Origin of the sequence: Ancylobacter sp. (assembly GCF_965249975.1) — a bacterium.
In the GTDB taxonomy this organism is placed as follows: domain Bacteria; phylum Pseudomonadota; class Alphaproteobacteria; order Rhizobiales; family Xanthobacteraceae; genus Ancylobacter.
Genome location: NZ_CBDFNE010000015.1, coordinates 247,216 through 270,529, shown reverse-complemented (window position 1 = coordinate 270,529; position 23,314 = coordinate 247,216). Strand labels below are relative to the sequence as shown.

Genomic DNA, 23,314 nt, shown 5'->3' with positions numbered 1-23,314 from the left:
TCCAGCTAATAATCTATTTTTGCTATAGACAATTGGCCGTGTCAAACTAACATGGTTCGACACCGGAGATAATCTCGTTATGAACCGCTCTCTTTGCACCATCCTTGTGGGTGCTGCCCTCGCCATTTCGCTCGCCACGCTTCCCGCTTCCGCGCAGGAGGTCGACCTTTCGAAATATCCCGAGCAACCGGTGCGGATCATCGTGACGTCCTCCGCCGGCGCGAGCGCGGATGCCTTGGCGCGCACCGTCGGGCGCGAGCTTGGCAAGATCTGGGGCCGGGACCCGGTGGTCGAGAATGTGCCCGGCTCGAATGGCAATATCGGGCTGGAGCAGGTCTCCAATTCCAAGCCCGACGGGCTGACCATCGCGGTCGGCGGCGACAAGGTGCCGCTCAACGCCATCTTTTACGGGCCGGAACTCAAGACCGACCTGATCAAGGACCTGTCGACGGTGACCAAGGCCGTCGCGAATCCTCAGATCCTCGTGGTGCGGCCCTCGCTGGGGGTGAAGAACCTTCAGGAATATCTGGCCTTGGCGAAGCAGAAGGACGGGACGCTGACCGTCGGCACGCCGTCCAATGGCGGCGCGCACCATATCGGCCATGAACTGCTCGGCCAGCGCACGGGCACGAAATACACCTTCATCCCCTACAAGGGCGGCGCTCCGGCGGTGACCGACCTGCTCGGCGGTCATATCGATGCGGTGATCATTACGCTTGCCGCCGTGACCGAGCATGTGCGTGCCGGCCGTCTGGTCGCCATCGGCGTGTCCACCGCGGAGCGCTCCACCGCGCTGCCGGATGTCCCGACCTTCCAGGAACAGGGCATCAAGGATTTCGACATCGCGACCTGGCAGGGCTTCTTCGTCACCGCCAAGACCCCGCGTCCCCTGGTCGACAAGATTAACCGCGACTTCGTTCAGGCGCTCACCGCTCCAGGGGTGAAGAGCTTCCTGGAAGGACAGGGGTTCGTCGTCGTCGCCTCCAGCGCGGAAGAGGGTGACGCTGCCGTGCGCAAGGATTTTGCGGATTACGGCCGGGTCATCAAGTCCGCCAACATCAAGCTCGATTGAGCCGCCGACGGATAGCGACATGACCGCCGATACCCGCCTCCATCTCAACGTCTTTGTTCCCACAACAGGGCATCATGAAGCCTCTTGGCTTTACCCGAAGGCGCAGCCCGAGCGCGTCACCGATATCGGTTACTACCGCGAAATTGCGCGCATCGCGGAGCGCGGCACGTTCGATTCGATCTTCCTCGCCGATCAGCTCGCCATCGGCCGCAGCGTGCGTCACGTCGCGCAAGGCAAGCTGGAACCTCTGACGCTGCTTTCCGCCATTGCCGGCTCGACCGAGCGCATCGGCCTGATTGGCACCGCGTCGACCACCTATACCGAGCCCTATAATCTCGCCCGGCAGTTCGCCTCGCTGGACCACATCAGCGGCGGGCGGGCAGGGTGGAACATCGTCACTTCGTGGTCGGCCGAGGCGGCTGACAATTTCGGCCTCGCCCAGCGCAACTCGCATAGCGACCGCTACAAGCGCGCGACCGAGTTTGTCGACGTGGTGCGCAAGCTCTGGGACAGCTGGGAGGACGACGCCCGGATTCATGACCGTGCGAGCGGCATTTATGCCGATACCGACCGCATTCATGCCATCGATCATGTCGGCGAGGAGTTCCGCGTGCGGGGGCCGCTGGATCTGCCGCGCCCGCCACAGGGCCATCCGGTGCTGGTGCAGGCGGGTTCGTCCGATGACGGGCGTTCCTTCGCCGCGCGTTACGCCGAGGCAATCTTCACCGCTCAGCAGGAATTGGACGACGCGCAGGGCTTCTACGCCGATGTGAAGCGCCGCGCGCTGGCCTTCGGCCGCGATCCCGCCGCGATCAAGATACTGCCGGGCCTGTCCCCGATCCTTGGCTCGACGCAGGCCGAGGCTGATGCACTGGAGGAGGAGTTGAACGAGCTCACCCTGCCGGTAGTCGGCCTGAAGCACCTGTCGCAGCGCTTCGACGGCTTTGACTTCAGCGGTTTCCCGCTCGACGAGCCGATCCCGCTGGAAGCCTTCCCACGACCGGAGACCGTGCAGGGCGCGCAGAGCCGCTCACAAGTGATCCTTACCCTCGTCGCGCGCGAGCGCCCGACACTTCGCCAGCTGCTGCGCCGGCTCGCGGGTGGGCGCGGCCACAAAGTGCTGGCCGGGACGCCAGCGGCGCTTGCCGACCATATCGAAAGCTGGGTCGAAAACCGCGCCGCCGATGGCTTCAACATCATGCCGGCGGTCACGCCACACGGGCTTGAAGCCTTTGTCGATGAGGTGGTGCCGATCCTTCGCCAGCGCGGGCTTTTCCGCACGGACTATGTCGGCCGCACGCTGCGCGCCCATTACGGCCTCGACCGTCCGACGAGCCGCTACGCCCGCTCGGCCTGACCATTTTCCTGCCATCGCCTGCGTGCCTGAACTTTCGGAGACTGCCGTGCCCGCTCCCGCTCATGCCGTCGACTGGACGGAAACCGCGCCGGAAAGCCGTCCGCGCCTCGAACTGCGCGGTCTGCGCAAGAAGCTCGGCGACACCGCTGCGGTCAACGGCATCGACCTCACGGTCACCTCTGGCGAGAGCGTGGTTCTGCTCGGGCCCAGCGGCTGCGGCAAGACGACGACGCTGCGCATGGTTGCTGGGTTTATCCAGCCGGATGCCGGTGAGATCCATCTCGACGGCGTGCTCGCCTCCACCGGCTCCTTCGCCCTGCCGCCGGAGAAGCGCCACCTCGGTATGGTGTTCCAGACCTATGCGATCTGGCCGCATAAGACCGTGGCCGACAACGTCGCCTACGGACTGGAAGTCGCCGGCCGGCGCCGGGCGGAGATCAAGGCCGAAGTCGCGACCGTGCTCGATCTGGTGCAGCTCGGCCCGCTCGCCAATCGCTTCCCGGCCGAACTCTCCGGCGGCCAGCAGCAGCGCGTCGCTCTGGCCCGTGCGCTGGCCACCAAGCCTTCGCTCCTGCTGCTCGACGAGCCTCTGTCGAATCTCGACGCGTCGCTGCGCGAGGAGATGCGGTTCGAGCTGCGCGCGCTGCAGACGAAGCTGGGCATCACCACGCTCTACGTCACCCATGACCAGGACGAGGCGCTGGTTCTCGCCGACCGTATCGTGGTGATGAACAAGGGGCGCATCGAGCAGGTGGGAACGCCCGAAGAAGTTTACCGCACCCCCGCGACGCGCTTCGTCGGCAGCTTTATCGGCATCGCCAATCTGCTTGATGGCGAGATTGTTGCGGTGGATCGGACGGGTGAGCGCGTGCTTGTGGCGCTCGACGCCGGTGGCCGCCTGTGGAGCCGCGCGCCAAAATCCTGGCTGGCGACCCAAGCTGCCGGCAGCCGGGCGACCGTGCTGCTGCGCCCGCAGGACATCAAGCTGGAAGCCCCAGAAAATCCCGATGCCGAACAGGCCATCGCCGCAGAATTCCTCAGCGAAACCTTCCTCGGCGGGCATTACGAGCTGAAGCTGGCGGCAGGCGAGACGCTGCTGCGCGTCCAGTCGCGGCAGCGTGGCAGCTTTCCCGACGGGCGGGCCAACATCTGGGCGCGCCCGGGCAGCGCGTGGGTGGTGGCATGAGCGAGATCAGCTTCCCCGGGTCCGCCCTGACCGACCGGCCTCTCGCGCAGGGCACCTCCGCCGGCAGCCGCCTGTTCCGTCGGCTCTCCGCGCTCCAGCCCGCGCGCTTTCTGGTCATCGGCCTGTCCATCGCGATCCTGTTGGCGCTCGTCGCCTACCCGCTGGCACTGCTGACCGGCTACAGCCTTATCGATGCGCAGGGCCATGTGACCTTCGACACTTTCGAGAAAGCCTTCGCCCGCCGCGGCATGTGGCAGGCCACGGTGAACTCCGGCTGGCTGGTGTTCTTCGTGACCATGGGCGCCTGCGCGCTCGGCATTCCCCTTGCCTGGCTGGTGGCCCGCACAGACGCGCCCGGCAAATCGCTGATAACGCTTGCGGCCGGCATCTCCTTCGTGATCCCGACTTTCATCTCGGTGATCTCCTGGATCTTCCTTGCCGCGCCGAACTCCGGCTACCTCAACAAGATCGCCACGGGCTATCTCGGCTTCAGCGAGGCCCCGCTCAACATTATGAGCTTTACCGGCCTCGTCTTCATCGAGATCGTCGGCGTCTACCCGCTGGTGTTCTTTGCGGTGAACGCCGCGCTGAACAACATCGACGCCAGCCATGAGCAGGCCGCCCGCATCCTCGGGGCGAACCGCTGGCGCACCACGCTCACCATCACCTTGCCCATGGTGCGTCCGGCTATACTGTCCGCCATCATCCTGGTGATGCTGGACGCCCTCTCCTCTTTCGGTGCGCCGGCCGCCATCGGCACCATGGCCAACTTCTCGGTCATCACCACCAAGATCTACGACCTGCTGAAATTCCCGCCGCAGTTCAATTACGCGGCGGCGGTGGCGATGCCGATCCTGATCGTCACCGCCATCAGCCTGCTCATCCAAAAATACGCGGTGCGGGCGGAGAATTTCCGCACTCTCACAGGCAAGGCGACGCCGGAACAGATCGTCAAGCTCGGCCATTGGCGCTGGGTGGCCGGCGGGTTCTGTCTCGCCGTGGCGCTCGTCACGGCAATCCTCCCGGTGGGCGCGCTGCTGCTCCTGTCTGTGCTCTCCTCTTTCGGCGCGCCGATCAGCCTGGAGAACCTTGTCGGCAAGCACTACGCGCTGATTTTCGACGAGAACTTCGCCGCCCGCGCCTCGATCCTGCACTCCATGCTGCTGGCTCTCGCCGCGGCGACCGTGTGCGCGACGCTTGGCCTCGTGCTCGGCTGGGTGGTGGAGCGCTTCCGCTTCTTCGGCCGGGAGTTGATCAGCTTCCTCGTGATGATCGCCTATGGGTTCCCCTCCATCGCCTATGCGGTGGGAATTCTGATGGGCTATGTCAACCTGTTCTATGGCACGCTGACGCTGATCCTCGTCGCCTATGCCGGCAAGCTGCTGCCGATTGCCTTCGTGCTGGTGCGCAATGGCATTCAGCAACTCTCCACCGATCTTGAGGAGGCCGCGCGCATCTCTGGCGCCGGCTGGCTGCGCTCGATCAAGGACGTGACCTTCCCGCTGGTGCGCGGCTCGGTCGGCATTGCCTGGGTACTCGTCTTCTCGCTGAGCCTGCGCGAACTCTCCATGTCAGCGATCCTCGCCCAGTCGGACACGCAGGTGATGCCGACCGTGGTGCTCCAATTCATCGAAGACGGGGCGGTCGAACTCGCGGCCGCGCTGGCGGTGATCATCGTCGGGGTCAGCCTGTCGATGCTCGCCGTCATCCGTCTCTTCACGGCCAGGAAGACGGCCTCCATCAGCTAGCCGAGCCACATCATGAGCCTGCACACTTCCTCTCCCGACCGCTTTGACGAGGTCTGGGACGTTCTCGTCGTCGGCTTCGGCTTCGCCGGCGGCGCGTCGGCCATTGCCGCTCATGATGCGGGCGCGCGCGTGCTGCTGATCGAAAAGCAGCCCGATCCCGGCGGCATCTCCATCTGCGCCGGCGGCGGCATTCGCACGATCGTCGAGCCGGCAGGGGCGCGCGCCTATCTGCGAGAAACAGTCGGACCGGACGTGCCGGACGATGTGCTCGACGCGGTGGCGCAGGGCATGGCGGGTCTGGAAGACTATTTCCGCGACCTCGCCAAGGTGAATAGCGCGGAGATCGCCGTGCATCGGCGCCCGGCCAATTACCCGTTCCCCGGCTATGACGCCTTCGGCACCGTCGAGGTGCTCTCCATCCCCGGCTTCGACCCGCGCGTCGAATACCCGCAGGTGCGCGGCCGGCTGCGCGGACCGAACGTGTTCAAGCTGGTGCATGACAATGTCCGCGCCCGCGGCATCGAGGTTCGGCTGAACACGGCGGCGGAGAAGCTGATCCTTGGCCGGGATGGCGAGGTGCTGGGCGCTGAAATCGTCCAGGAGGGCACGCGCAAACGCATCGCCGCCCGGCGCGGCGTTATCCTCGCCTCCGGCGGCTTCGAGGCCTCGCCGGAGCTTCAGCGCAAATATTGGCAGATCCGCCCGGTACTCCCCGTCGCCACGCGCGGCAATACCGGCGACGGCATCCGCATGGCGCAGGCCGCCGGGGCCGACCTCTGGCACATGTGGCACTTCCACGGGTCCTACGGCTTCCGCCATCCCGACCCTGCCTATCCTTACGGTCTGCGCGTCAAGAAGGTGCCGGACTGGACGCCTGGCTTGAAGGAACCGGACGTGCGCATGTCCTGGATCGTGCTCGACCGGCAGGGCCGGCGCTTCATGAACGAGTACCAGCCCTATCTGCAGGACACCGGCCACCGCCCGCTGGACCAGTATGACGCGCAGACTCAGCGCTTCCCGCGCATCCCCGCCTTCCTCGTGATCGATGAGGAGGGCCGTAAGCTCTACCCGCTCGGCCAGACCGTGCTGAACGATCGTACGGTCGAGCCCTATGAATGGAGCGACGACAATCTCAAGGAAGTCGGCAACGGCATCCTGAAGCGGGCCGACAGCGTCGAGGAGCTGGCGGCCCTCATCGGGGCGGATGTCGCCACGCTTACCGACAGCCTCGCGCGATGGAATGCGTCCGTCGCGGCCGGTGAGGATCGCGACCATGCCCGCCCCTCCGGCTCGCTCTTTCCGGTGACGAATCCGCCCTTCTATGTCGGCGAATTGTGGCCCGTGGTCAGCAACACCCAGGGCGGCCCCGCCCATGACGCCCGTCAGCGCGTCTTGAACGCGCATGGCGCGCCGATCCCGCGCCTCTACGAAGCCGGCGAGCTCGGCTCGATCTGGGGCTTTCTCTATCTCGGCGCCGGCAACCTCGCCGAATGCTTCGTCACCGGCCAGATCGCCGGTCGCGACGCCGCGCAGCAGAGCCCGTGGACCGTTTCCGCGCAACAGACGGCCGCCGGACAGCCGCAAAGGACAGGACAATGACCAAACAGATGGCGCTCGGCGCCTTCCTCTACCCCACGGGCCATCACGCGGCCGCCTGGCGCCACCCGGACGCACAGGCTGATGCCGGCGTGAACTTCCGCCACTACGCCCAGATCGCGCAGGCAGCGGAGTCGGCGAAGTTCGACATGCTGTTCCTCGCCGATAGCGCCGGTGCGCGCGGCGAGGACTGGGGGGCGTTGGCGCGCTTCTCGACCCATTATGTCGCCCAGTTCGAGCCCCTCACACTGCTTGCCGGCCTCGCCGCCGTCACGGAACGCATCGGCCTCGTCGCCACCGCCTCCACCACCTATAACGAGCCGTATATTCTCGCGCGCAAATTCGCCTCGATCGACCATATCAGCGGCGGGCGCGCGGCATGGAATCTCGTCACCTCCGCCAATGAGGCGGAAGCCCTGAATTTCGGTCGCGACCGGCTGCTCGACCATGACGAGCGCTATCGCCGCGCGGCGGAGTTCCTCGCTGTCGCCCAAGGGCTTTGGGACAGCTGGGAAGATGACGCCTTCCTGCGCGACAAGGAGACCGGCGTCTTCTTTGACCCCGAGAAAGTGTACACGCTCGATCACCAGGGCGAGTTCTTCAAGGTGCGCGGACCGCTGAACATTCCGCGCGCGCCGCAGGGCTACCCGGTTCTGGTGCAGGCCGGCTCGTCCGGGGCGGGCAAGGAACTCGCCGCCGCCTCGGCCGAGGTCGTCTTCACCGCGCAGCAGACGCTGGAGGATGCACAGGCCTTCTACCGGGACGTGAAGGCGCGGACCCGGACCCATGGCCGTTCGCCGGACGATGTGAAGATCATGCCCGGAATCTTTCCGGTGGTGGGCCGCACGGAGGCCGAAGCGAAAGCGAAGTTCGAGCAGTTGCAGAACCTCATCCACCCGGATGTGGCGCTGTCCATCCTTGAGCACCGGCTCGGCGTGCCGCTGCGCCACCTGCCGCTCGACGGCCCGCTGCCGAAGAATATTCCTCTTACCAATGCCGCGCAGAGCCGGCAGGCGCTTCTGGTGGAACTCGCCGAACGCGAGGGCCTTTCCATCCTCCAGCTCGGCCTAAGAGTAGCCGGCGCGCGCGGCCACTGGCAGGTGGTCGGCACGCCCGAACAGGTCGCCGATGCGATGGAGGAGCGCTTCCTCAACGAGGGGGCGGACGGCTTCAACGTGATGCCGCCCTATCTGCCCGGCGGGCTCGACGATTTCATCGAACTGGTCGTGCCGGAACTGCGCCGTCGCGGCCTGTTCCGCACCGAATATGAGGGCCGCACGCTGCGCGAGCATCTCGGCCTCGCGCGCCCGGCGCGCCGTCACAAGCATCACAAACCCAGCGCGACGCCCCATGCCTCTCCGGCGGCGGCGTGAACCTTTGGACTTTGGAGAAACCAAAATGCTGATCGACAAGCGCAGTCTGCTGAAGGGTGCTGCAGGGCTTGCTCTCGCGGCGGCCATCGCCGCTCCGCTGACGCCCGCTCGCGCGGACACTCTGCCGGAGCGCTTCGCGCCGCTGTATGAGGCCGCGAAAAAGGAAGGCCAAGTGGTGTTCTACACCTCCTACCGGCAGGAAACGAGCACGGCGGTGCTGGAGTTCTGGCGCAAGACGTTTCCCGACGTGAAGCTGAACATCGTCCAGAAGCAGACGCTGGACCTCATTCCCAGCATCGAGGCCGAAAAGGCGGCGGGCCGCACCAATCTCGACGTGGTGTTCATCAGCCAGCGCTTCATCCTCGAGGACTGGAAGAAACGTGGCTACCTGACGCCCTACAAGGTCCGCGACTTCGACAAGATCGGCGGCAACTACAAGGATGCCGACGGCAACTATCTCGCGACCGCCGCGACCTTGCTCTCCGCTGCCTACAACCCCAAGGCGTTCCCCGACCCGTCCGTGCTGCCGAAGAAGATCGCCGACTTCCTCGATCCAAAGTGGAAGGGCAAGATCGTCTTCTCCGATCCGAAGTCGGCGGCCTCGCAGCTCACCTGGTTCCAGACACTGCTGGCCCACAACATCATCACCTGGGACACCATCAAGGGTTTCGCCAAGCAGGATTTCCTGTTCACGCGCGGCAATGCGGAGTCGGTGCGGCTCCTGGTCGCCGGCGAACGTGATCTGTCGCCGCTGATCTCGTCGCAGAACGTCATCACCGCCAAGGAGAAGGGCCAGAGCATCGAGGCCTACATCCTTGAGGACGGCGTCGTCACCAACGAGAACTACCTCGCCATCTTCAAGGGCGGTCCGAACCCGAACGCCGCCAAGCTGCTTATCGAGGTGCTGACGAGTGCCGAAGGGCAGGAATTGGTGGCCGCTGCCGGCTCCTACATCCCCACCCATCCCGACGCCAAGATCCCGGCGGGACTGCCGAAGCTGTCCGATCTGAAGATCATCGTCGCCGACCAGGATATTGGCGGCGAAGCCTCGCAGAAATTCCTCGAGCAGTTCGACGCGGTCTTCAACCGCCAGTGACGCGAACTGCCGCGACAAGCCTGCCGGCCCCGTCGCGAGCGGGGCCGGCTCCTTCCCGCCTTCAGCCACCAGCGTGACGCATGACCACCGCCTTTGCGCGCATTGATGCCGCTACCCTTCATGCGCGCCTGACCGCGCGCGCCGAGATCGCCCTTCTGGATGTGCGCGAGGAAGGCATCTTCGCCCAGCGCCATCTGCTCGCCGCCTCCAACACACCGCTGAGCCGTCTCGAAAGGCTGGTGCCGCCGCTGGTGCCGCGCCGCGCGACTCCCATCGTGCTGGTTGATGAGGACGAGACTTTGGCCGCACGCGCCGCGCATGTGCTCGCCGCCAGCGGTTATTCGGACATCTCGATCCTTGCCGGCGGCGTGCCGAGCTGGGCCGCAGAGGGCTTTGAGCTGTTCGCGGGCGTCTATGTGCCCAGCAAGGCCTTTGGCGAGGTGGTCGAAGTCACCTACGACACGCCGCATATCGACGCGCACGAATTCGAAGCGCGCCGCCAGGCTGGCGAGAAGATTGTGCTGCTCGATAGCCGGCCGTTCGACGAGTATAACTGGATCACCATCCCCGGATCGATCGACTGCCCAAGCGGGGAACTGGTTCTGCGCGTCCGCGAAAGCGTTCCGGACGAGGATGCACTCGTGGTGGTGAATTGCGGCGGGCGTACCCGCTCGATCATCGGTGCGCAAATTCTGATCGATGCCGGACTGCCGAACAAGGTCGTGTCACTGAAAAACGGCACGCAGGGGTGGCATCTCGCCGGGCTCGAGGTTCAGCGTGGCGCCTCCCGTGTGGCGCCACTGCCGGCCGCTCCGGCTCATGCCTGGGCTCGCGAAGCCGCTGGCCGGCTGGCGGATCGTTTCGAGGTGCCGACCATCGACGCCGCTGACCTCGCCCGCTTCGAAGCCGAACAGGACAGCACGACGCTTTATCGCTTCGATGTGCGCGATCCCGCCGAGTATCGCGCCGGTCACCGCGCGGGCTTCCGTTCGGCACCCGGGGGCCAGCTTGTTCAAGCGACCGACACCTTCATAGCGGTGCGCAAGGCGCGGATCGTGCTCAGCGACAGCGATGGCGTACGCGCCCATACCACCGCCGCGTGGCTGCGGCGCATGGGCTTCGAGAACGTGTTCGTGCTGGACGAGAACGCTCCCGTCGCGGTGGAGAGCGGCGACGCGCCGGAGACGGTCATCGGCCTCGCGACAACAACGGCCGAATTCATCAGCCCATCCGAACTCGTGGGCCTGCTCGACCGCGACGAGGCGGTCGTGGTCGATGTGGCCACCAGCCGTGAATACCGCGCCGGGCATATACCCGGTGCGTGGTTCGCCATTCGCGGCCGGCTTCACGAAGATGCAGCTAAGTTACCGGAATCGCCCCTTTACGTGCTGACCTCGTCGGATGGGGTCATTGCGCGCCTCGCCGCGGCCGAGCTTGCCGCCGCCACCCGCAAGCCAGTGAAGCTGCTCGCGGGTGGCACAGCGGCGTGGCGGACGGCGGCACGTCCCGTCGAAACGTCGCAAGAGAACCTCGCTTCCGAGACCGACGATTTGTTCCTCAAGGCTTTCGAGCGTCGCGAGAAACGCGAGGAAGCGATGCGCGACTACCTGCGATGGGAGATCGATCTCGTCGAGCAGCTGCGCCGCGACGGCACCATCCAGTTCCATCTCTGATCTGTCGAAGGACCTCTCATGAGCACCGAAGCCAACCGGCCGCTCGCCGGCAAGGTCGCCCTTGTCACCGGCTCCGCCCGCCGCATCGGCCGCGAAAGCGCGCTGTTGCTGGCGCGAGAGGGCGCCCATGTCATCGTTCACGCCAAGTCTTCGCGCGACGAGATCGAGGCCGTGGCGGCGGAAATCCGCGCGCAGGGCGGCCGCGCCAGCACGGCTCTGGCGGACATAACCGATGAGGCGCAGGCGCAGGGCCTCGTCGACGAAATCGTCGCGGCCCGTGGCCGTCTGGATATCCTCGTCAACAACGCGGCCATCCGGCGCGAGACGCCGTTCGCAGAGATCAGCCTGGCCGCGTGGCGGGAGATCAATTCGGTGATCGTTGAGGGCGCCTTCCTCGTCACCCGTGCGGCGATCCCGCACATGGTTCGCCACGGCTTCGGCCGCATCATCACCATTGGCGGAGTCAGTGCGCATTCCGGCGTGTTCCACCGCGTTCATGTCGCTACCGCCAAGGCGGCACTGGTCGGCTTCACCAAGGCATTGGCGGTTGAATTCGGCGGACATGGCATCACCGCCAACCTCGTCGTCCCTGGCCGCATCGGCGGCAACCGCTCGGCGACCTCGGGCGCCGGCGGCGCGTTTCCGGGCGGTGGTCATCTGCTGGTCGGGCACGAAGGCGAGCCGCGCAACGTCGCCGAGTTCGTGCGCATCCTCGCCCTGCCGGCCGGTAGCTTTACAAGCGGCCAGACCATCCATGTGAACGGCGGAATGTACCTGCCCTGACCACCCGGACTGGGGTGCCTTGGTGGCGCAGATTGGGTTCGGACAATACTGCGCAGCTGGTCCGAACCTCGATGTTATCATCAGCCGGTCAATGACGAATCACCGGCTCGGCTGGCAAGCCCACCTCCGCGCAGATAACCGCCCTCTTGCAGCCACGTTCTACCCCAAGGCGGATTCATACTCTCCCGAGTGAACATCTGCCCCTCGCGCCAGACCGCTGCATGCCCGGGTGAATAACCTATGCTTTCACCGCTCCGGCCGTGAGGCCCGCGACGAAGTGCTTCTGCATCAGGAAGAACAGGCACACCGGCGGCAGGGCTGCGAAGAGCGCGGCGGAGGAAATGAGGTTCCAGGCCGTCAGCCACTCGCCCTTGAGGCCGGCGATGCCGAGCGTCAGGGGCTTGGCGGAATCGCTCTGCACCAGCACCAGCGCCCAGAAATAGTCGTTCCAGACAAAGGTGAAGATCAGCACGGCCAGTCCCGCGAGCGCCGGGCGCAGCAGCGGCAGCACGATGCGGCGCAGGATCTGCATCTCGGTGGCGCCCTCGATGCGCGCCGCCTCGAACAGCTCGTTGGGCAGCGAGATGATGAAGTTGCGCAGGAAAAGAGTGGCGAACCCCGTCTGGAACGCGGTGTGGAAGAGCACCAGCCCCCAGACTGTGTCGTAGAGCCCAACCCCCAGCACCATGTTGCGCACCGGGATCATCAGGATCTGGTAGGGGATGAAATTGCCGCCGATGAACATCGCGAACAGCAATGTGCTGCCGGGAATGCGGTATTTCGCCAGCGCCACCGCCGCCATGGTAGCGAGGATCAGCACCAGCACCACCGTGGTGCCGGTAACCGTGACGCTGTTGATGAAGAAGCCCCACATGGGTGAGGTCGCGAACATTTCGCGGTAATTGTCGACCAGCGCGAAGCGCGACGGCGCGCCCCAGTAATTGCCTTCCAACAGGTCCGACTGCGAGCGGATCGCCGTCATCATGATGGCGAGGAGCGGCAGCATCCACACGAGCATTGCCGCATAGAGCGCCAGGCGATAGCCCAGGCGTACGCTGGCGGAGCGTTCATTGACCGGGGTGGGATACATCAGGCGCCCCTCTGTTCACGACGCAGCGTGTGCCGCAGGAAGAAGGCGATGTAGACGCTCATGATGAGGAACAGCACCGTGGCGATGGCGGCGCCATAGCCGGCGCGGTAGCTGAAGATGGTGGCGTCGTACATCTGATAGGCGAGGACGGTGGAACTGCCATAGGGCCCGCCCTGCGTCATGACAGCGATGAGGTCGAAATTCCGCAGCGAGCCGATCACCGTGATGATCGTCGCCACGAAGGAGACGGCGCGCAGCTGCGGCAGCACGATGTGGCGCAGCAGCGTCCAGCCGGAGGCGCCGTCAATCCGGCCCGCGGCGATCAGTTCGCCGTCGAGCTGGGAAAGTCCGGCGAGGAACAGCACCAGGCAGAAGGCGGTCTGCGCCCACAGCGCGGCGAAGACGATGCCGAAGGTGACGAAATGTTCGTCGGAGAGAATGGCGAAGGGCTCGAAGCCGAAGAACCGCATCACGATGGCGAGGATGCCGAAGGTCGGGTCGTAGAACCAGGTGAACACCACGCCGATGATGACATTGGCCAGCACCAGCGGGATGAAGAACACGGATTTGACGATGCGCATCTCGCCGAGCGGCTGGTTAAGAAACAGCGCGAGCGCGAGCCCGAACACTGGCGCCAGAAGAAACAGCACGATCCAGATGATGTTGTTCTTCAACGAGGTGAAGAATTGCGCGTCGGCGAACAGCTCCCGGTAATTGTCCAGCCCGACGAAGGTGGCCGGGCCGGTGCCGTCCCACTCATAGAAGCTGATGGCGATGCTCTGGAGGATCGGCCAGACGATCATCATCAGGAACAGCGCCAGCGGCAGCAGCAGCAGGAGAATCGGCGTCAGCCAGGACTGGTTTCGGCGCCAGATGCGCAGCATGGGAACCTCGGGCGAGAAGGGACGGGTCGCACCGCCGATAGGGGCCCGCATGGCGGGCCCCGGCCGCGTTCAGTTGAAGATGCGCTTGCGGGCCGCGTCCAGCCGCTCGAGGATCGCATCCTCGCGGTCGGGCTTGGCGAGGAACTCCTGGAAGCCCTTCATGCCGGCCTGCGCCATTTCCGGGTCGGTGTCGCGGTCATAGAACTGCGACGAGCCCGCGGAATTGCGCACCTGTTCCATCTGCACCGAGGCGAAATCGTTCGGGTCGATCTGGATATCGGTGCGCGCGGGCACCACCGAGCCGCCCTTGGCAAAGGCCGAGAGGTTTTGCGGCTGGGCGAGGAAGGCGAGGAACTTCAGCGCCAGCTCCTTGTTCTTCGCGCCCTTGGGGATGCCGACGCCGTTGATCGAGACCTGCTCGATATTGGGCACGGAAGGATCGACCGTCGGGAACGGGAAGAAGCCGATATTCTTGCGGGCTTCCTCGGGCAGCGAGGTCAGCACATAGGGGCCGAGCAGATACATCGCCGCCTTGCCCTGCGCCAGGAACGGGATCGCTTCCTGCCAGCCATAGGAGGAGGCATTGTCGAGGAAATAGCCCTTCTCGATCGGCACGCGCCAGGTGTCGAACACCTTCTTCATGCGCGGATCGGTGTAGCTTTCCTGCCCGTTCATCAGGCCCATGTAGAAATCGAGGCCGTTGATGCGCTTGGTGAGGTAGTCGAACCACAGCGCATTGGCCCAGAGATCACGCGTGCCGATGGTGAACGGCACGATGCCGGCCGCCTTCGCCTTCTCGGCGATCGCCATCAGCTCGTCCCACGTCTTGGGCGGCTCGACGCCGAGCTTGGCGAACACCTCCTTGTTGTAGAAGAAGCCCCAGGTGTTGAAATTGGTGGGCATCATATACTGCTTGCCGTTGTCCGTGACGGCGGCAAGGAAGGGCTCCATCGGCTTCTCAAGCTTGTTCTGCGTGTAGAAGCCGCTGATGTCGGTGAACAGGTCGCGCTTGGTGAAGGCGCGCATGCGAGCGCCGGTGAACCAGAAGGCGACATCCGGCGGGCTGGCGACCAGGAAGTTGCGGATCGAGGTCTTGTAGGATTCGACGTCGCTGTAATTGACGGTGACCTTGACGCCGGGATTGGCGGCCTCGAAATCGGCGACGATCTTGTTCATCGCCGCCTTCTGCCCGGCGCCGCTGCGATCGGTGTTGATCACCAGCGTTTCCTGGGCCGCCGCCGGGGTGGCGAAGGGGTGGAGCAGGCCGCAGGCGAGGGCGAGCGCACCCGCCCCCATGAGCAGGGCGCGACGCGGCAGGGAAAGCGTCATTGTCATTCCTCCGTTGCTGGGCCGGTTTCGATCTCGCATCCACATTTCTCGGGACGCTTCAAATGCGCGGCAAGGGTGCGGCCCATCGCTTGTCGCGTCTCATGCCAGAGAACTCTAAACTTACTTATCGATAAGTCAATTTCTGGTCACGCCTGCCTCGCCCGGGGCGCGGGTCAGCTGATGCGGCACCCGGTCGTGCGGTCGAACAGATGCACCTGGTCCGCATCGGGCAGGACGCGGATTTTCTCGCCCGGCCGGACGGCGACGCGGCTGCGGAACAGACAGTTGAACTCGGCGCCGCCGGCGCGGACCAGCACTTCGGTCTCCGAGCCCGTGGGCTCGACAACCACCACATCGGCCTCGACGCCCGCGTCGTCGATGCGGAAATGCTCGGGGCGCACGCCATAGACCGCCTCGCCCTGCGGGGCCGCCTGCCACTTCCGGCCCGCCGGAAGCACCAGCCGGTCGCCGGCGCGAAACGCGCCGTTCTCGAACCGCCCTTCGAGGAAGTTCATGCTGGGCGAGCCGATGAAGCCGGCGACGAACTGGTTATCCGGTCGATCATACAGGTCGAGCGGCGCGCCGATCTGCTCGATCATCCCGTCGCGCATCACCACGATCTTGTCCGCCATGGTCATCGCCTCGATCTGGTCGTGGGTGACGTAGACCGTCGTGGTCTTGAGGCGCTGCTGCAGTTCCTTGATTTCCGCCCGCATGGCGACGCGCAGCTTGGCGTCGAGATTGGAGAGCGGCTCGTCGAACAGGAACACCTGCGGGTCGCGGACGATGGCGCGCCCCATGGCGACGCGCTGGCGCTGGCCGCCGGAAAGCTGGCGGGGGTAGCGGTCGAGCAGCGGCATCAGCCCGAGAATCTGCGCCGCCTTCTCCACCCGCTGGCGGATTTCCTCTTTCGGCGCGCTGCGCAGCGACAGGGCGAAGGCCATGTTCTCGTAGATCGACATATGCGGGTAGAGCGCGTAGCTCTGGAACACCATGGCGATGTCGCGATCCTTCGGCGACACGTCGTTGACCACGCGCGTGCCGATCCGGATGTCGCCGGCCGTCGCCTTCTCAAGCCCGGCGATGGTGCGCAGGAGCGTCGATTTTCCGCAGCCGGACGGGCCGACGAGGATGACGAACTCCCCGTCCGCAATGTCGACCGAGACGCCCCGCAGGATATGGGTTTCCCCGAACTTCTTGTGGACGTCGCGGATGGTCACCGATGCCATGGGGAAGGTCTCACGATCTTGGATTCGCCACCCGAGGCAGGCGTGGCACTGCGTTTCCACTGCGCCTCTTAGGCCTCGCCCGGCCGGCGCTCGTCCAGAGAGCTAGCATTGACCTTGGAGGCGGTCAATGCAAAGTTACTTATCGATAAGTAAGTTTTCCGGGGAGGCCGCATGACCGTTGACGCAACGACACTTCTTTCGCCCGCCGGCGCGCTGCCGCCCGGTCTTTACGGCTATGACGACCTCTCCGAAGGCGCGTTCTTCCTCACCTCCGGCGTCACCGTCACCGAAGCCCATATTGTCGGCTATGCCGGCATCTCCGGCGATCTGTTCGACGTGCATATGGACGATGCCTTCGCGCGCGAGCAGGGCTTTCCCGGCCGCATCGCCCATGGCCTTCTGGGCCTCGCCCTGATCGACGGGCTGAAGACCCGTTGCCCGGTCAGGCTGCAGGGCATTGCGACGCTGTCGTGGAACTGGTCGTTCAAGGCGCCGATCCTGATCGGCGACCGCATCGCCGCACGCTTCGATGTGCACGCCAAGCGCCCGACCCGCCGCGCCGACCGGGGCATCGTCACCTTTAACGTGAACGTCGTGAACCAGAACGGCGAGGTGGTGCAGGAAGGGCAGACCCTGCTGATGATGGGGGGACGGAAAATGAGCGACGCCGCTTCGGCTTGACCGATTGCCGCCGCTTGCTCATCTGTTTGCAGCACGCGAACACGCCGCGTGAGGGGGAGTTATCAGCCGATGGCGCGCAAGGCCGGCGGAGAGACGGTGGCACCGAGCCGCCTGTCGATGCGCGACAACATCAAGAAGGTGGCGACCGAACTGCTGATCCGCCACGGCTATCACGGCACCAGCTTTCGCCACATCGCCGACCGGCTCGATATCACCACGACCAATATCCACTACCACTTCGGCAATAAGGAGAAGCTGGTCGAGGAGGTCGTGCGCGACTACGTCACCAGCACCTGCGCTAAACACAAGGCGATCTGGGAAGCGCCGGACCGTTCGCTGCCGCAGAAGCTGATGGACGTCGCCGTCTTCAACCGCACCCGCTACAAGGCGTTCAACCGCGGCCGCAAGAGCGGGCAGCCCTGGAGCCTTATCGGGCGGCTGCGTCTCGAAGGTGAAGTGCTGAGCCCGGGCGCGCGCGAATCACTCGCCTCCTTCACCGACAATGTGCAGGCCGCCGTCCGCGTCGCGGTGCAGATCGCCTATGACCGCGGCGAACTCGTCAGCGATGCGCCGTTGGACGACATCGCCTTTCTGCTGGTGAACATCGTCAACAGCTCTTCGGTCTTCACCCAGGACGCCGGCAATTTCGAGCGGCTGGAACAGTTCTTCGAGGCTTTCTCGCGGGTGATGCTCTCCGCCTACGCGCCTGCGAGCCGACCGGACGTCGCGGCCCAGTAACCTCCGGCGCCGTCCTGGCCCGCACCACCGCGCCCTCCTCACGTCATTCTCGCCCTTGCGCCGAAGAGCCGCCTTGCCGTGCAGGGCGGTCCCGGGCGCAGCCCCGCCGCTGCGCAGGGGAGGTCGTCTCAAGCACAGGGTTGCGGATGTCCGTTTTCTGACTTACTGATAAGTAAGTTTAGAGGCAGTTGGTGCCTTCCATCCTTCTGGAGTTCTGGGATGAAGATCCTCACGGCGTCGGCCGCAGCGGCGCTCGTGCGCGATGGCGACACGATTCTCATCGGCGGTTCGGGGTCCGGCCATGCGGTGCCGGAAGCTCTCATCGCCGCCGTCGAACAACGTTTCCTGGCCGAACAGCAGCCGCGCCGCCTGACCACGATCCATCCCGTCGGCCTCGGCAATCGCGGCGAGGCCGGCGCGTCGCGCTTCGCCCATGACGGCCTGATCCGCCGTGTGGTCTGCGGCACCGTGGTCGACGCCCCGCCCCTTGCCGCCATGGCGAGCCGCAACGCCATCGAGTGCTACACCCTGCCCCAGGGCGCCTTGTCCCAGCTGATCCGCGAGATCGCAGCCGGGCGGCCAGGATTGCTGACCCATGTCGGGCTGCACACCTTCGTCGATCCGCGCCTCGCCGGCGGCAGGCAGAGCACGGCCTGCTCGGAAGATCTCGTCGAGCTGGTAACGCTGAAAGACCGCGAATGGCTGTTCTACAAGCCCTTCCCCATCGATGTGGCCTTCCTGCGCGGCACGACCGCCGACGAGGACGGCAACATCTCGATGGAGGACGAAGCAATCTTCGGCGAGATGCTCTCCATGGCGCAGGCGACGCGACGGCTGGGCGGGCTGGTGATCGTGCAGGTCAAGCGCCTCGCCCGACGCGGTACGTTGCCCGCCAAGACGGTGAAGATTCCCGGCATGTTGGTGGATGCCGTGGTGGTCGATGCCGAGCAGAAGCAGACCTACCAGACTTTTTTCGATCCCGCCTTCGCCGGTCAGCTGCGCATGCCGCTGGAGGGCTTCCCGCGCCTGCCGCTCGACGAGCGCAAGATCGTCGCCCGGCGCTGCGCGATGGAATTGCGGCGGGGCGCCATCTGCAACATCGGATCGGGCATCTGCACCGGCATCGGCCTCGTCGGCGCCGAGGAGGGGCTTCTCGACGAGGTGGTGCTGACCAATGAGCAAGGGCTGATCGGCGGCGCGCCGGCCTCCGGCCTCGATGCGGGCGCCGCGCGCAACTACTGGGCGATGATCGACCAGCCCTACCAGTTTGACTTCTACGACGGCGGCGGGCTCGACATCGCCTTCCTCTCGGCGGTGGAGGTAGACCGATCCGGCAATGTCAACATCAGTCGCTTCGCCGGCCGCGTCGTTGGCATTGGCGGCTTCGTCAACATCAGCCAGAACGCGCGCACCATGGTGTTCGGCGGCACCTTCACCGCCGGAGGGCTCAAGGTGCGGGCCGAGAACGGCGCGCTCGTCATCGTCGAGGAAGGCAAGCACCGCAAATTCGTCGAGGCGGTCGAGCAGGTCGCCTATAGCGGCCCCTATGGCCGCTCGCGCGGCCAGGCCACGCTGTTCGTCACCGAGCGCGCGGTGTTCCGCACCGGTGAGGACGGGATCGAACTGATCGAGATCGCCCCCGGAATCGATCTGGAGCGCGATGTGCTCGGCCAGATGGCCTTCACCCCGCGCATCGCTCCGACGCTCAAGCGCATGGATGCGCGGCTCTTCCGCCCCGAGCCCATGGGCATCGCCACCGAGATGCCGGGCGAATGGCGCGTGCACGATCGGCTGCGCTCCGCCTCGTGAACCTCAGCAGGGAAAACGCCATGACAACCCCCGCGACGCGCCCCTCAGGCCTCACCGTTTGTCTTCCCCGCGCCGACGGCACGCTCGAGGCCTATCGCCTCACCGGCACGCCGCTGCCGGCGACTGCGCCGCAGCGTCCGTTCACCCGCATCGCCTATGCCGCCGGCCATGTCGTCGTCGACCCGCGCGCGCCCTTTGACCCAGCGGTGAAGACCGTGGTCGACTGGGAGCGCACCCTGGCTTTCCGCGAGCATCTATGGGGTCTTGGGCTCGGCATCGCCGAGGCGATGGACACCGCCCAGCGCGGCATGGGCGTGGACTGGCCGACCTCGCTGGAGCTGATCCGCCGCACCAGCGCCGCCGCCGGCCGCGACCGGCTCGTGGTCTCCGGTTGCGGCACCGATCAGCTCGCGCCGGCCGAGGCCCGCACGCTCGACGATGTCATTCGCGCCTATGAAGAACAGATCGAGGCGATCGAGGCCACCGGCAGCCGTCTCGTGCTCATGGCGTCGCGCGCGCTCGCCCGCGTCGCCAAAGGACCCGACGATTATATCGCCGTCTATGACCGGCTGCTGCGGCAGGTCAGCCGTCCCGTCGTGCTGCACTGGCTCGGCGACATGTTCGACCCAGCTCTGGCGGGGTATTGGGGAACGCCGAACATTGCCGGCGCCATGGATGTCGTCGCCGGCATCATCGACACTCATGCCGGCAAGGTGGACGGCATCAAGATCTCCCTGCTGGAGGCCGCCCACGAGGTCGCGCTCCGCCGCCGCCTACCCGAGGGCGTGCGGATGTATACGGGCGACGACTTCAACTATGTCGCGCTGATCGAGGGCGACGGCAGCCATCACTCGCACGCGCTGCTCGGCGCCTTCGATGCCATTGCCCCGGCAGCCTCCGCCGCTTTGGGCCGGCTGGCGGATGGCGATGCCGAGGGATACCGCGCCCTCCTCAAGCCGACCGAAGCGCTGTCCCGGCACCTCTTCGCCGCGCCGACCCAGTTCTACAAGACCGGCGTGGTGTTCATGGCCTATCTCAACGGCCACCAGGACCATTTCACCATGGCCGGCGGGCTGGAGAGCGCGCGCTCGGCCGTTCACCTCGCCGACATCTTCCGGATGGCCGCTGCGAATGGCCTGCTGGCCGATCCCGAACGGGCGACACGCCGGATGAAGGCGGTGATGGTGCTGCGCGGGATCGAGGGATGATGCCGGCCCTGCTTCCCGATCTCCCCGGCCTGCCGCTGCCGCTCTCCGGCGCCACGCGGCTCTATGCCATTGTCGGCGATCCGATCGCGCAGGTCGGCTCCCCCGGCCTGTTCAACGCCGCCTTCCGGCGCCGGGGCGTCGAAGCGGTCCTCGTGCCGCTGCATGTCGCGCCGGACGGCCTCGCCGACCTCATGCGCATGTTTCGCACGACGAAGAACTTTGACGGCCTCATCGTCACCGTTCCGCACAAGGTCGCCATTGCCGCACTGATCGACGAGATCGGCCCGATGGGGCGCCGGATCGGCGCGGTGAACGCCATCCACAAGCGCGACGGCCGGCTCGTCGGCGGCAATTTCGACGGCATCGGCTTTGTGCGCGGGCTGCAGGCCAAGGGCCATGAGCTCGACGGCCGCCGCGTCCTTGTCATCGGCACCGGCGGTGCCGGCCGTGCCGTGGCGCATGCCGTTGCCGATGAAAGGCCGGCGCGGCTGCGCCTGTTCGATGTCGATCCCGCGCGCGCGCAAACCGTGGTCGCGGAGCTGAAGGCTGCCGCTCCCGGTCTCGACGTCGATGTCGGTGCGCCTGACCCGTCCGGCTTCGACGTGGTGGTCAATTGCACCTCGGTCGGCATGCGGCCGGAGGATCCGTTCCCGGTGGCAATCGACCCTCTCGGCCCCGGCACGCTCGTCGTCGACATCATCCTCAAGCCAGCGGTGACACCTCTGCTGGCCGAAGCCGGCCGCCGCGGCTGCCTTACCCATGCCGGCGCCCCCATGCTTGAGGGCCAGGTCGACGCGATGTGCGATTTCTTTGGGCTGGCCGCCCCATGACGTTGACGCCACAACGCTGCGCAATCAACACGGCGACACTCGGCTATAAGGACCCGATCGACCGCGTCATTGACCAGATCGCCCGCCATGGCTTCGGCGCCATCGCCCCGTGGCGCCGGGAAGTCGAGGGCGGCGACGTTGCCGCGATCAGCCGGCGCATACGCGATGCCGGCCTTGCCGTCTCCGGCTATTGCCGCAGCACGGCGATCCCTGCCGAGACGGCTGCGGCGCGGCGGGCGCAGCTGGAAGAGAACCGGCGGGCTCTGGCGGATGCCGCCACGCTGGGAGCGGCGTGTTTCCTCATCGTCGCCGGCGGGCTTGCAGGCGGCAGCCGCGACCTCGCGGATGCCCGTGCCCAGGTCGAGGAAGGGCTCGGCCATCTGCTGGTGGAGGCGCGCTGTCTCGGTGTGCCCGTCGCCATCGAGCCACTTCACCCGATGTACGCGGCCGACCGATGCTGCGTGAACACCCTGGCGCAGGCCCTCGATCTGTGCGCCCGCCTCGATCCCGACAATGCGGGCGGCATCGGCGTCGCGCTCGACGCCTATCACGCGTGGTGGGACCCGGACCTTTCCGCCGGCATTCATCGCGCTGGCCGCGAGCGCCGGCTCGTCGCCTTCCACATCTGCGATTGGCTGGTCCCGACCACCGATCTGCTGATGGATCGCGGCATGATCGGCGACGGCGTGATCGACCTCGCAACGATGCGTAGCGAGGTGGAGGCCAGCGGCTTCGCCGGATATGCCGAGATTGAGATATTCTCGAATCGGTGGTGGTCCACCGATAGCGATGAGACGCTGCGAGTCTGTGTCGATCGTTTACGCTCGTTATAGCCAATGTCGCTTGGGCTACAGAGGCGGACGTCCGATGGCAAGATCTGGCCACGCGGAGCGTGGCGTCTGGCTCAACAACACCGATGCGTAGACGAGAGAACAGGCCCCGAGATTAAGGTTCAGACCACGCATTACGCCGTCGTGCCCGCTGGTGTCCTCTTTGGGAACAGGCCTTACGTTCCGCACCGGCGCCGCGTTCCTGAACGCGGCCTCGCCATATTCAGCAACGCCTTAGGGGTCAGATTTCCGCTCTCTTGGCAAGCGTAAGCGCATCATCGATATCGACACCGAGATATCGAACGGTATTTTCGATTTTGGTGTGTCCAAGCAAAATCTGAATAGCTCGGAGATTGCCCCCCAGCGTTCGAGCCACGCGAGCAGACTTGCCCTCGTGTCTGCGGCATCTCGAACTGAACGCGCCTTGGAATGCACCCCTTGCGGCTGACAGCGTGACGACGAGCAATTGGCCCGAGAGCCGGGCTTTCGAAGGATGAAAGCCCATGGCCCGACACCGTCCCCAAGGCATCGCGTTCAAGCGCCAAGTGGCGCAGGAGTACCTGGCGGGCGCGCCGCTCAACAGCCTCGCCCGTGGCCCTAAGCTATTGAATTATAATGGATGTATAGGCCCGTTGGAACGCTGGCGGAGAGGGTGGGATTCGAACCCACGGTACGCTTGCACGCACAACGGTTTTCGAGACCGTCCCGATCGACCACTCCGGCACCTCTCCACACGTGGGCGCGGGGTCAGTCGCGCCGAGGAGTGGGCTCCATAGCCGAGCCACGTGCTGCGCACAAGTAC

At 65.7% G+C, this 23,314-nt stretch carries 19 protein-coding genes, 1 tRNA gene and 1 pseudogene; 15 read left to right on the top strand and 6 right to left on the bottom strand.

Going from position 1 to position 23,314, the window contains the following annotated elements; all coding sequences use genetic code 11:
- Positions 1-79: 79 nt before the first annotated feature.
- The 9 genes from ACP2AH_RS12015 (at position 80) to ACP2AH_RS11975 (ending at position 11,884) form a co-directional block, all read left to right on the top strand.
- Positions 80-1,072 carry a Bug family tripartite tricarboxylate transporter substrate binding protein gene (locus tag ACP2AH_RS12015; RefSeq protein ID WP_425106014.1) on the top strand — a complete coding sequence of 331 codons (993 nt, stop codon included), beginning with the start codon at positions 80-82 and terminating at the stop codon, positions 1,070-1,072.
- A 19-nt stretch (positions 1,073-1,091) separates the two neighbouring features.
- Positions 1,092-2,429, top strand: a complete 1,338-nt coding sequence (locus ACP2AH_RS12010) for an LLM class flavin-dependent oxidoreductase (protein WP_425106013.1) — start codon at positions 1,092-1,094, stop codon at positions 2,427-2,429.
- 46 nt (positions 2,430-2,475) lie between these two features.
- Complete coding sequence (locus ACP2AH_RS12005; RefSeq protein WP_425106012.1) at positions 2,476-3,615, top strand: ABC transporter ATP-binding protein; 1,140 nt, start codon at positions 2,476-2,478, stop codon at positions 3,613-3,615.
- Positions 3,612-5,363 carry an ABC transporter permease gene (locus tag ACP2AH_RS12000; protein WP_425106011.1) on the top strand — a complete coding sequence of 584 codons (1,752 nt, stop codon included), beginning with the start codon at positions 3,612-3,614 and terminating at the stop codon, positions 5,361-5,363. The genes ACP2AH_RS12005 and ACP2AH_RS12000 overlap by 4 nt, the downstream gene beginning before the upstream one ends.
- A gap of 12 nt (positions 5,364-5,375) precedes the next feature.
- Positions 5,376-6,962 carry an FAD-dependent oxidoreductase gene (locus ACP2AH_RS11995; RefSeq protein ID WP_425106010.1) on the top strand — a complete coding sequence of 529 codons (1,587 nt, stop codon included), beginning with the start codon at positions 5,376-5,378 and terminating at the stop codon, positions 6,960-6,962.
- Positions 6,959-8,332: an LLM class flavin-dependent oxidoreductase gene (locus ACP2AH_RS11990; RefSeq protein ID WP_425106009.1), complete on the top strand. Its 1,374-nt coding sequence runs from the start codon at positions 6,959-6,961 to the stop codon at positions 8,330-8,332. Before ACP2AH_RS11995 ends, ACP2AH_RS11990 begins: the two co-directional genes overlap by 4 nt.
- Before the next feature lie 25 nt (positions 8,333-8,357).
- A complete protein-coding gene (locus ACP2AH_RS11985) occupies positions 8,358-9,428 on the top strand; it encodes an ABC transporter substrate-binding protein (RefSeq protein WP_425106008.1) in 1,071 nt (356 codons plus the stop codon).
- An 80-nt stretch (positions 9,429-9,508) separates the two neighbouring features.
- Positions 9,509-11,101: a rhodanese-like domain-containing protein gene (locus tag ACP2AH_RS11980; RefSeq protein WP_425106007.1), complete on the top strand. Its 1,593-nt coding sequence runs from the start codon at positions 9,509-9,511 to the stop codon at positions 11,099-11,101.
- Between the two features lie 18 nt (positions 11,102-11,119).
- Positions 11,120-11,884, top strand: coding sequence for an SDR family NAD(P)-dependent oxidoreductase (locus ACP2AH_RS11975; RefSeq protein WP_425106006.1), 765 nt, complete (start codon positions 11,120-11,122; stop codon positions 11,882-11,884).
- Between the two features lie 238 nt (positions 11,885-12,122).
- Here the strand turns inward: ACP2AH_RS11975 and ACP2AH_RS11970 are convergent, their stop codons facing one another.
- The 4 genes from ACP2AH_RS11970 to ACP2AH_RS11955 form a co-directional block, all read right to left on the bottom strand.
- Positions 12,123-12,974, bottom strand: coding sequence for a carbohydrate ABC transporter permease (locus ACP2AH_RS11970; protein ID WP_425106005.1), 852 nt, complete (start codon positions 12,972-12,974; stop codon positions 12,123-12,125).
- Entirely contained in the window at positions 12,974-13,858 is an 885-nt protein-coding gene (locus tag ACP2AH_RS11965) for a carbohydrate ABC transporter permease (protein WP_244378678.1), read from the bottom strand. The genes ACP2AH_RS11970 and ACP2AH_RS11965 overlap by 1 nt, the downstream gene beginning before the upstream one ends.
- Positions 13,859-13,927: 69 nt before the next feature.
- Positions 13,928-15,187 (bottom strand): ABC transporter substrate-binding protein, encoded by a 1,260-nt coding sequence (locus ACP2AH_RS11960; RefSeq protein WP_425106004.1) that lies wholly within the window; start codon positions 15,185-15,187, stop codon positions 13,928-13,930.
- A 173-nt stretch (positions 15,188-15,360) separates the two neighbouring features.
- A complete protein-coding gene (locus ACP2AH_RS11955; protein WP_425106003.1) occupies positions 15,361-16,416 on the bottom strand; it encodes an ABC transporter ATP-binding protein in 1,056 nt (351 codons plus the stop codon).
- Positions 16,417-16,587: 171 nt separating this feature from the next.
- Between ACP2AH_RS11955 and ACP2AH_RS11950 the strand changes: the two genes are divergently transcribed.
- The 6 genes from ACP2AH_RS11950 (at position 16,588) to ACP2AH_RS11925 (ending at position 22,515) form a co-directional block, all read left to right on the top strand.
- Positions 16,588-17,097 carry a MaoC family dehydratase gene (locus tag ACP2AH_RS11950; RefSeq protein WP_425106002.1) on the top strand — a complete coding sequence of 170 codons (510 nt, stop codon included), beginning with the start codon at positions 16,588-16,590 and terminating at the stop codon, positions 17,095-17,097.
- A 69-nt stretch (positions 17,098-17,166) separates the two neighbouring features.
- Complete coding sequence (locus ACP2AH_RS11945) at positions 17,167-17,835, top strand: TetR/AcrR family transcriptional regulator (RefSeq protein ID WP_425106001.1); 669 nt, start codon at positions 17,167-17,169, stop codon at positions 17,833-17,835.
- 219 nt (positions 17,836-18,054) lie between these two features.
- Positions 18,055-19,644, top strand: coding sequence for an acyl CoA:acetate/3-ketoacid CoA transferase (locus ACP2AH_RS11940; protein ID WP_425106000.1), 1,590 nt, complete (start codon positions 18,055-18,057; stop codon positions 19,642-19,644).
- A gap of 20 nt (positions 19,645-19,664) precedes the next feature.
- On the top strand, positions 19,665-20,852 hold the full coding sequence (locus tag ACP2AH_RS11935) for a dihydrodipicolinate synthase family protein (RefSeq protein WP_425105999.1): 1,188 nt from the start codon (positions 19,665-19,667) through the stop codon (positions 20,850-20,852).
- Complete coding sequence (locus ACP2AH_RS11930; protein ID WP_425105998.1) at positions 20,849-21,682, top strand: shikimate dehydrogenase family protein; 834 nt, start codon at positions 20,849-20,851, stop codon at positions 21,680-21,682. The genes ACP2AH_RS11935 and ACP2AH_RS11930 overlap by 4 nt, the downstream gene beginning before the upstream one ends.
- The gene (locus ACP2AH_RS11925; protein ID WP_425105997.1) at positions 21,679-22,515 is read left to right on the top strand and encodes a sugar phosphate isomerase/epimerase family protein; all 837 of its coding nucleotides are present in this window, start codon (positions 21,679-21,681) and stop codon (positions 22,513-22,515) included. The genes ACP2AH_RS11930 and ACP2AH_RS11925 overlap by 4 nt, the downstream gene beginning before the upstream one ends.
- Positions 22,516-22,753: 238 nt before the next feature.
- Here ACP2AH_RS11925 and ACP2AH_RS11920 read toward each other — a convergent pair.
- Positions 22,754-22,870: pseudogene (locus ACP2AH_RS11920) on the bottom strand (tyrosine-type recombinase/integrase); the annotation flags it as partial.
- Between the two features lie 283 nt (positions 22,871-23,153).
- Positions 23,154-23,243 (bottom strand) — tRNA-Ser (locus ACP2AH_RS11915).
- Between the last annotated feature and the right edge of the window lie 71 nt (positions 23,244-23,314).

What these genes read in the sequence shown, in the direction of transcription:
- ACP2AH_RS11970 (WP_425106005.1), bottom strand. Translation starts at nt 12,974, where the DNA reads ATGTATCCCACCCCGGTCAATGAACGCTCCGCCAGCGTACGCCTGGGC.
- ACP2AH_RS11990 (WP_425106009.1), top strand. Translation starts at nt 6,959, where the DNA reads ATGACCAAACAGATGGCGCTCGGCGCCTTCCTCTACCCCACGGGCCAT.
- ACP2AH_RS11995 (WP_425106010.1), top strand. Translation starts at nt 5,376, where the DNA reads ATGAGCCTGCACACTTCCTCTCCCGACCGCTTTGACGAGGTCTGGGAC.
- ACP2AH_RS12015 (WP_425106014.1), top strand. Translation starts at nt 80, where the DNA reads ATGAACCGCTCTCTTTGCACCATCCTTGTGGGTGCTGCCCTCGCCATT.
- ACP2AH_RS11930 (WP_425105998.1), top strand. Translation starts at nt 20,849, where the DNA reads ATGATGCCGGCCCTGCTTCCCGATCTCCCCGGCCTGCCGCTGCCGCTC.
- ACP2AH_RS12000 (WP_425106011.1), top strand. Translation starts at nt 3,612, where the DNA reads ATGAGCGAGATCAGCTTCCCCGGGTCCGCCCTGACCGACCGGCCTCTC.
- ACP2AH_RS11940 (WP_425106000.1), top strand. Translation starts at nt 18,055, where the DNA reads ATGAAGATCCTCACGGCGTCGGCCGCAGCGGCGCTCGTGCGCGATGGC.
- ACP2AH_RS11925 (WP_425105997.1), top strand. Translation starts at nt 21,679, where the DNA reads ATGACGTTGACGCCACAACGCTGCGCAATCAACACGGCGACACTCGGC.
- ACP2AH_RS11985 (WP_425106008.1), top strand. Translation starts at nt 8,358, where the DNA reads ATGCTGATCGACAAGCGCAGTCTGCTGAAGGGTGCTGCAGGGCTTGCT.
- ACP2AH_RS11980 (WP_425106007.1), top strand. Translation starts at nt 9,509, where the DNA reads ATGACCACCGCCTTTGCGCGCATTGATGCCGCTACCCTTCATGCGCGC.
- ACP2AH_RS12010 (WP_425106013.1), top strand. Translation starts at nt 1,092, where the DNA reads ATGACCGCCGATACCCGCCTCCATCTCAACGTCTTTGTTCCCACAACA.
- ACP2AH_RS11955 (WP_425106003.1), bottom strand. Translation starts at nt 16,416, where the DNA reads ATGGCATCGGTGACCATCCGCGACGTCCACAAGAAGTTCGGGGAAACC.
- ACP2AH_RS11935 (WP_425105999.1), top strand. Translation starts at nt 19,665, where the DNA reads ATGACAACCCCCGCGACGCGCCCCTCAGGCCTCACCGTTTGTCTTCCC.
- ACP2AH_RS11965 (WP_244378678.1), bottom strand. Translation starts at nt 13,858, where the DNA reads ATGCTGCGCATCTGGCGCCGAAACCAGTCCTGGCTGACGCCGATTCTC.
- ACP2AH_RS11960 (WP_425106004.1), bottom strand. Translation starts at nt 15,187, where the DNA reads ATGACGCTTTCCCTGCCGCGTCGCGCCCTGCTCATGGGGGCGGGTGCG.
- ACP2AH_RS11945 (WP_425106001.1), top strand. Translation starts at nt 17,167, where the DNA reads ATGGCGCGCAAGGCCGGCGGAGAGACGGTGGCACCGAGCCGCCTGTCG.
- ACP2AH_RS11975 (WP_425106006.1), top strand. Translation starts at nt 11,120, where the DNA reads ATGAGCACCGAAGCCAACCGGCCGCTCGCCGGCAAGGTCGCCCTTGTC.
- ACP2AH_RS11950 (WP_425106002.1), top strand. Translation starts at nt 16,588, where the DNA reads ATGACCGTTGACGCAACGACACTTCTTTCGCCCGCCGGCGCGCTGCCG.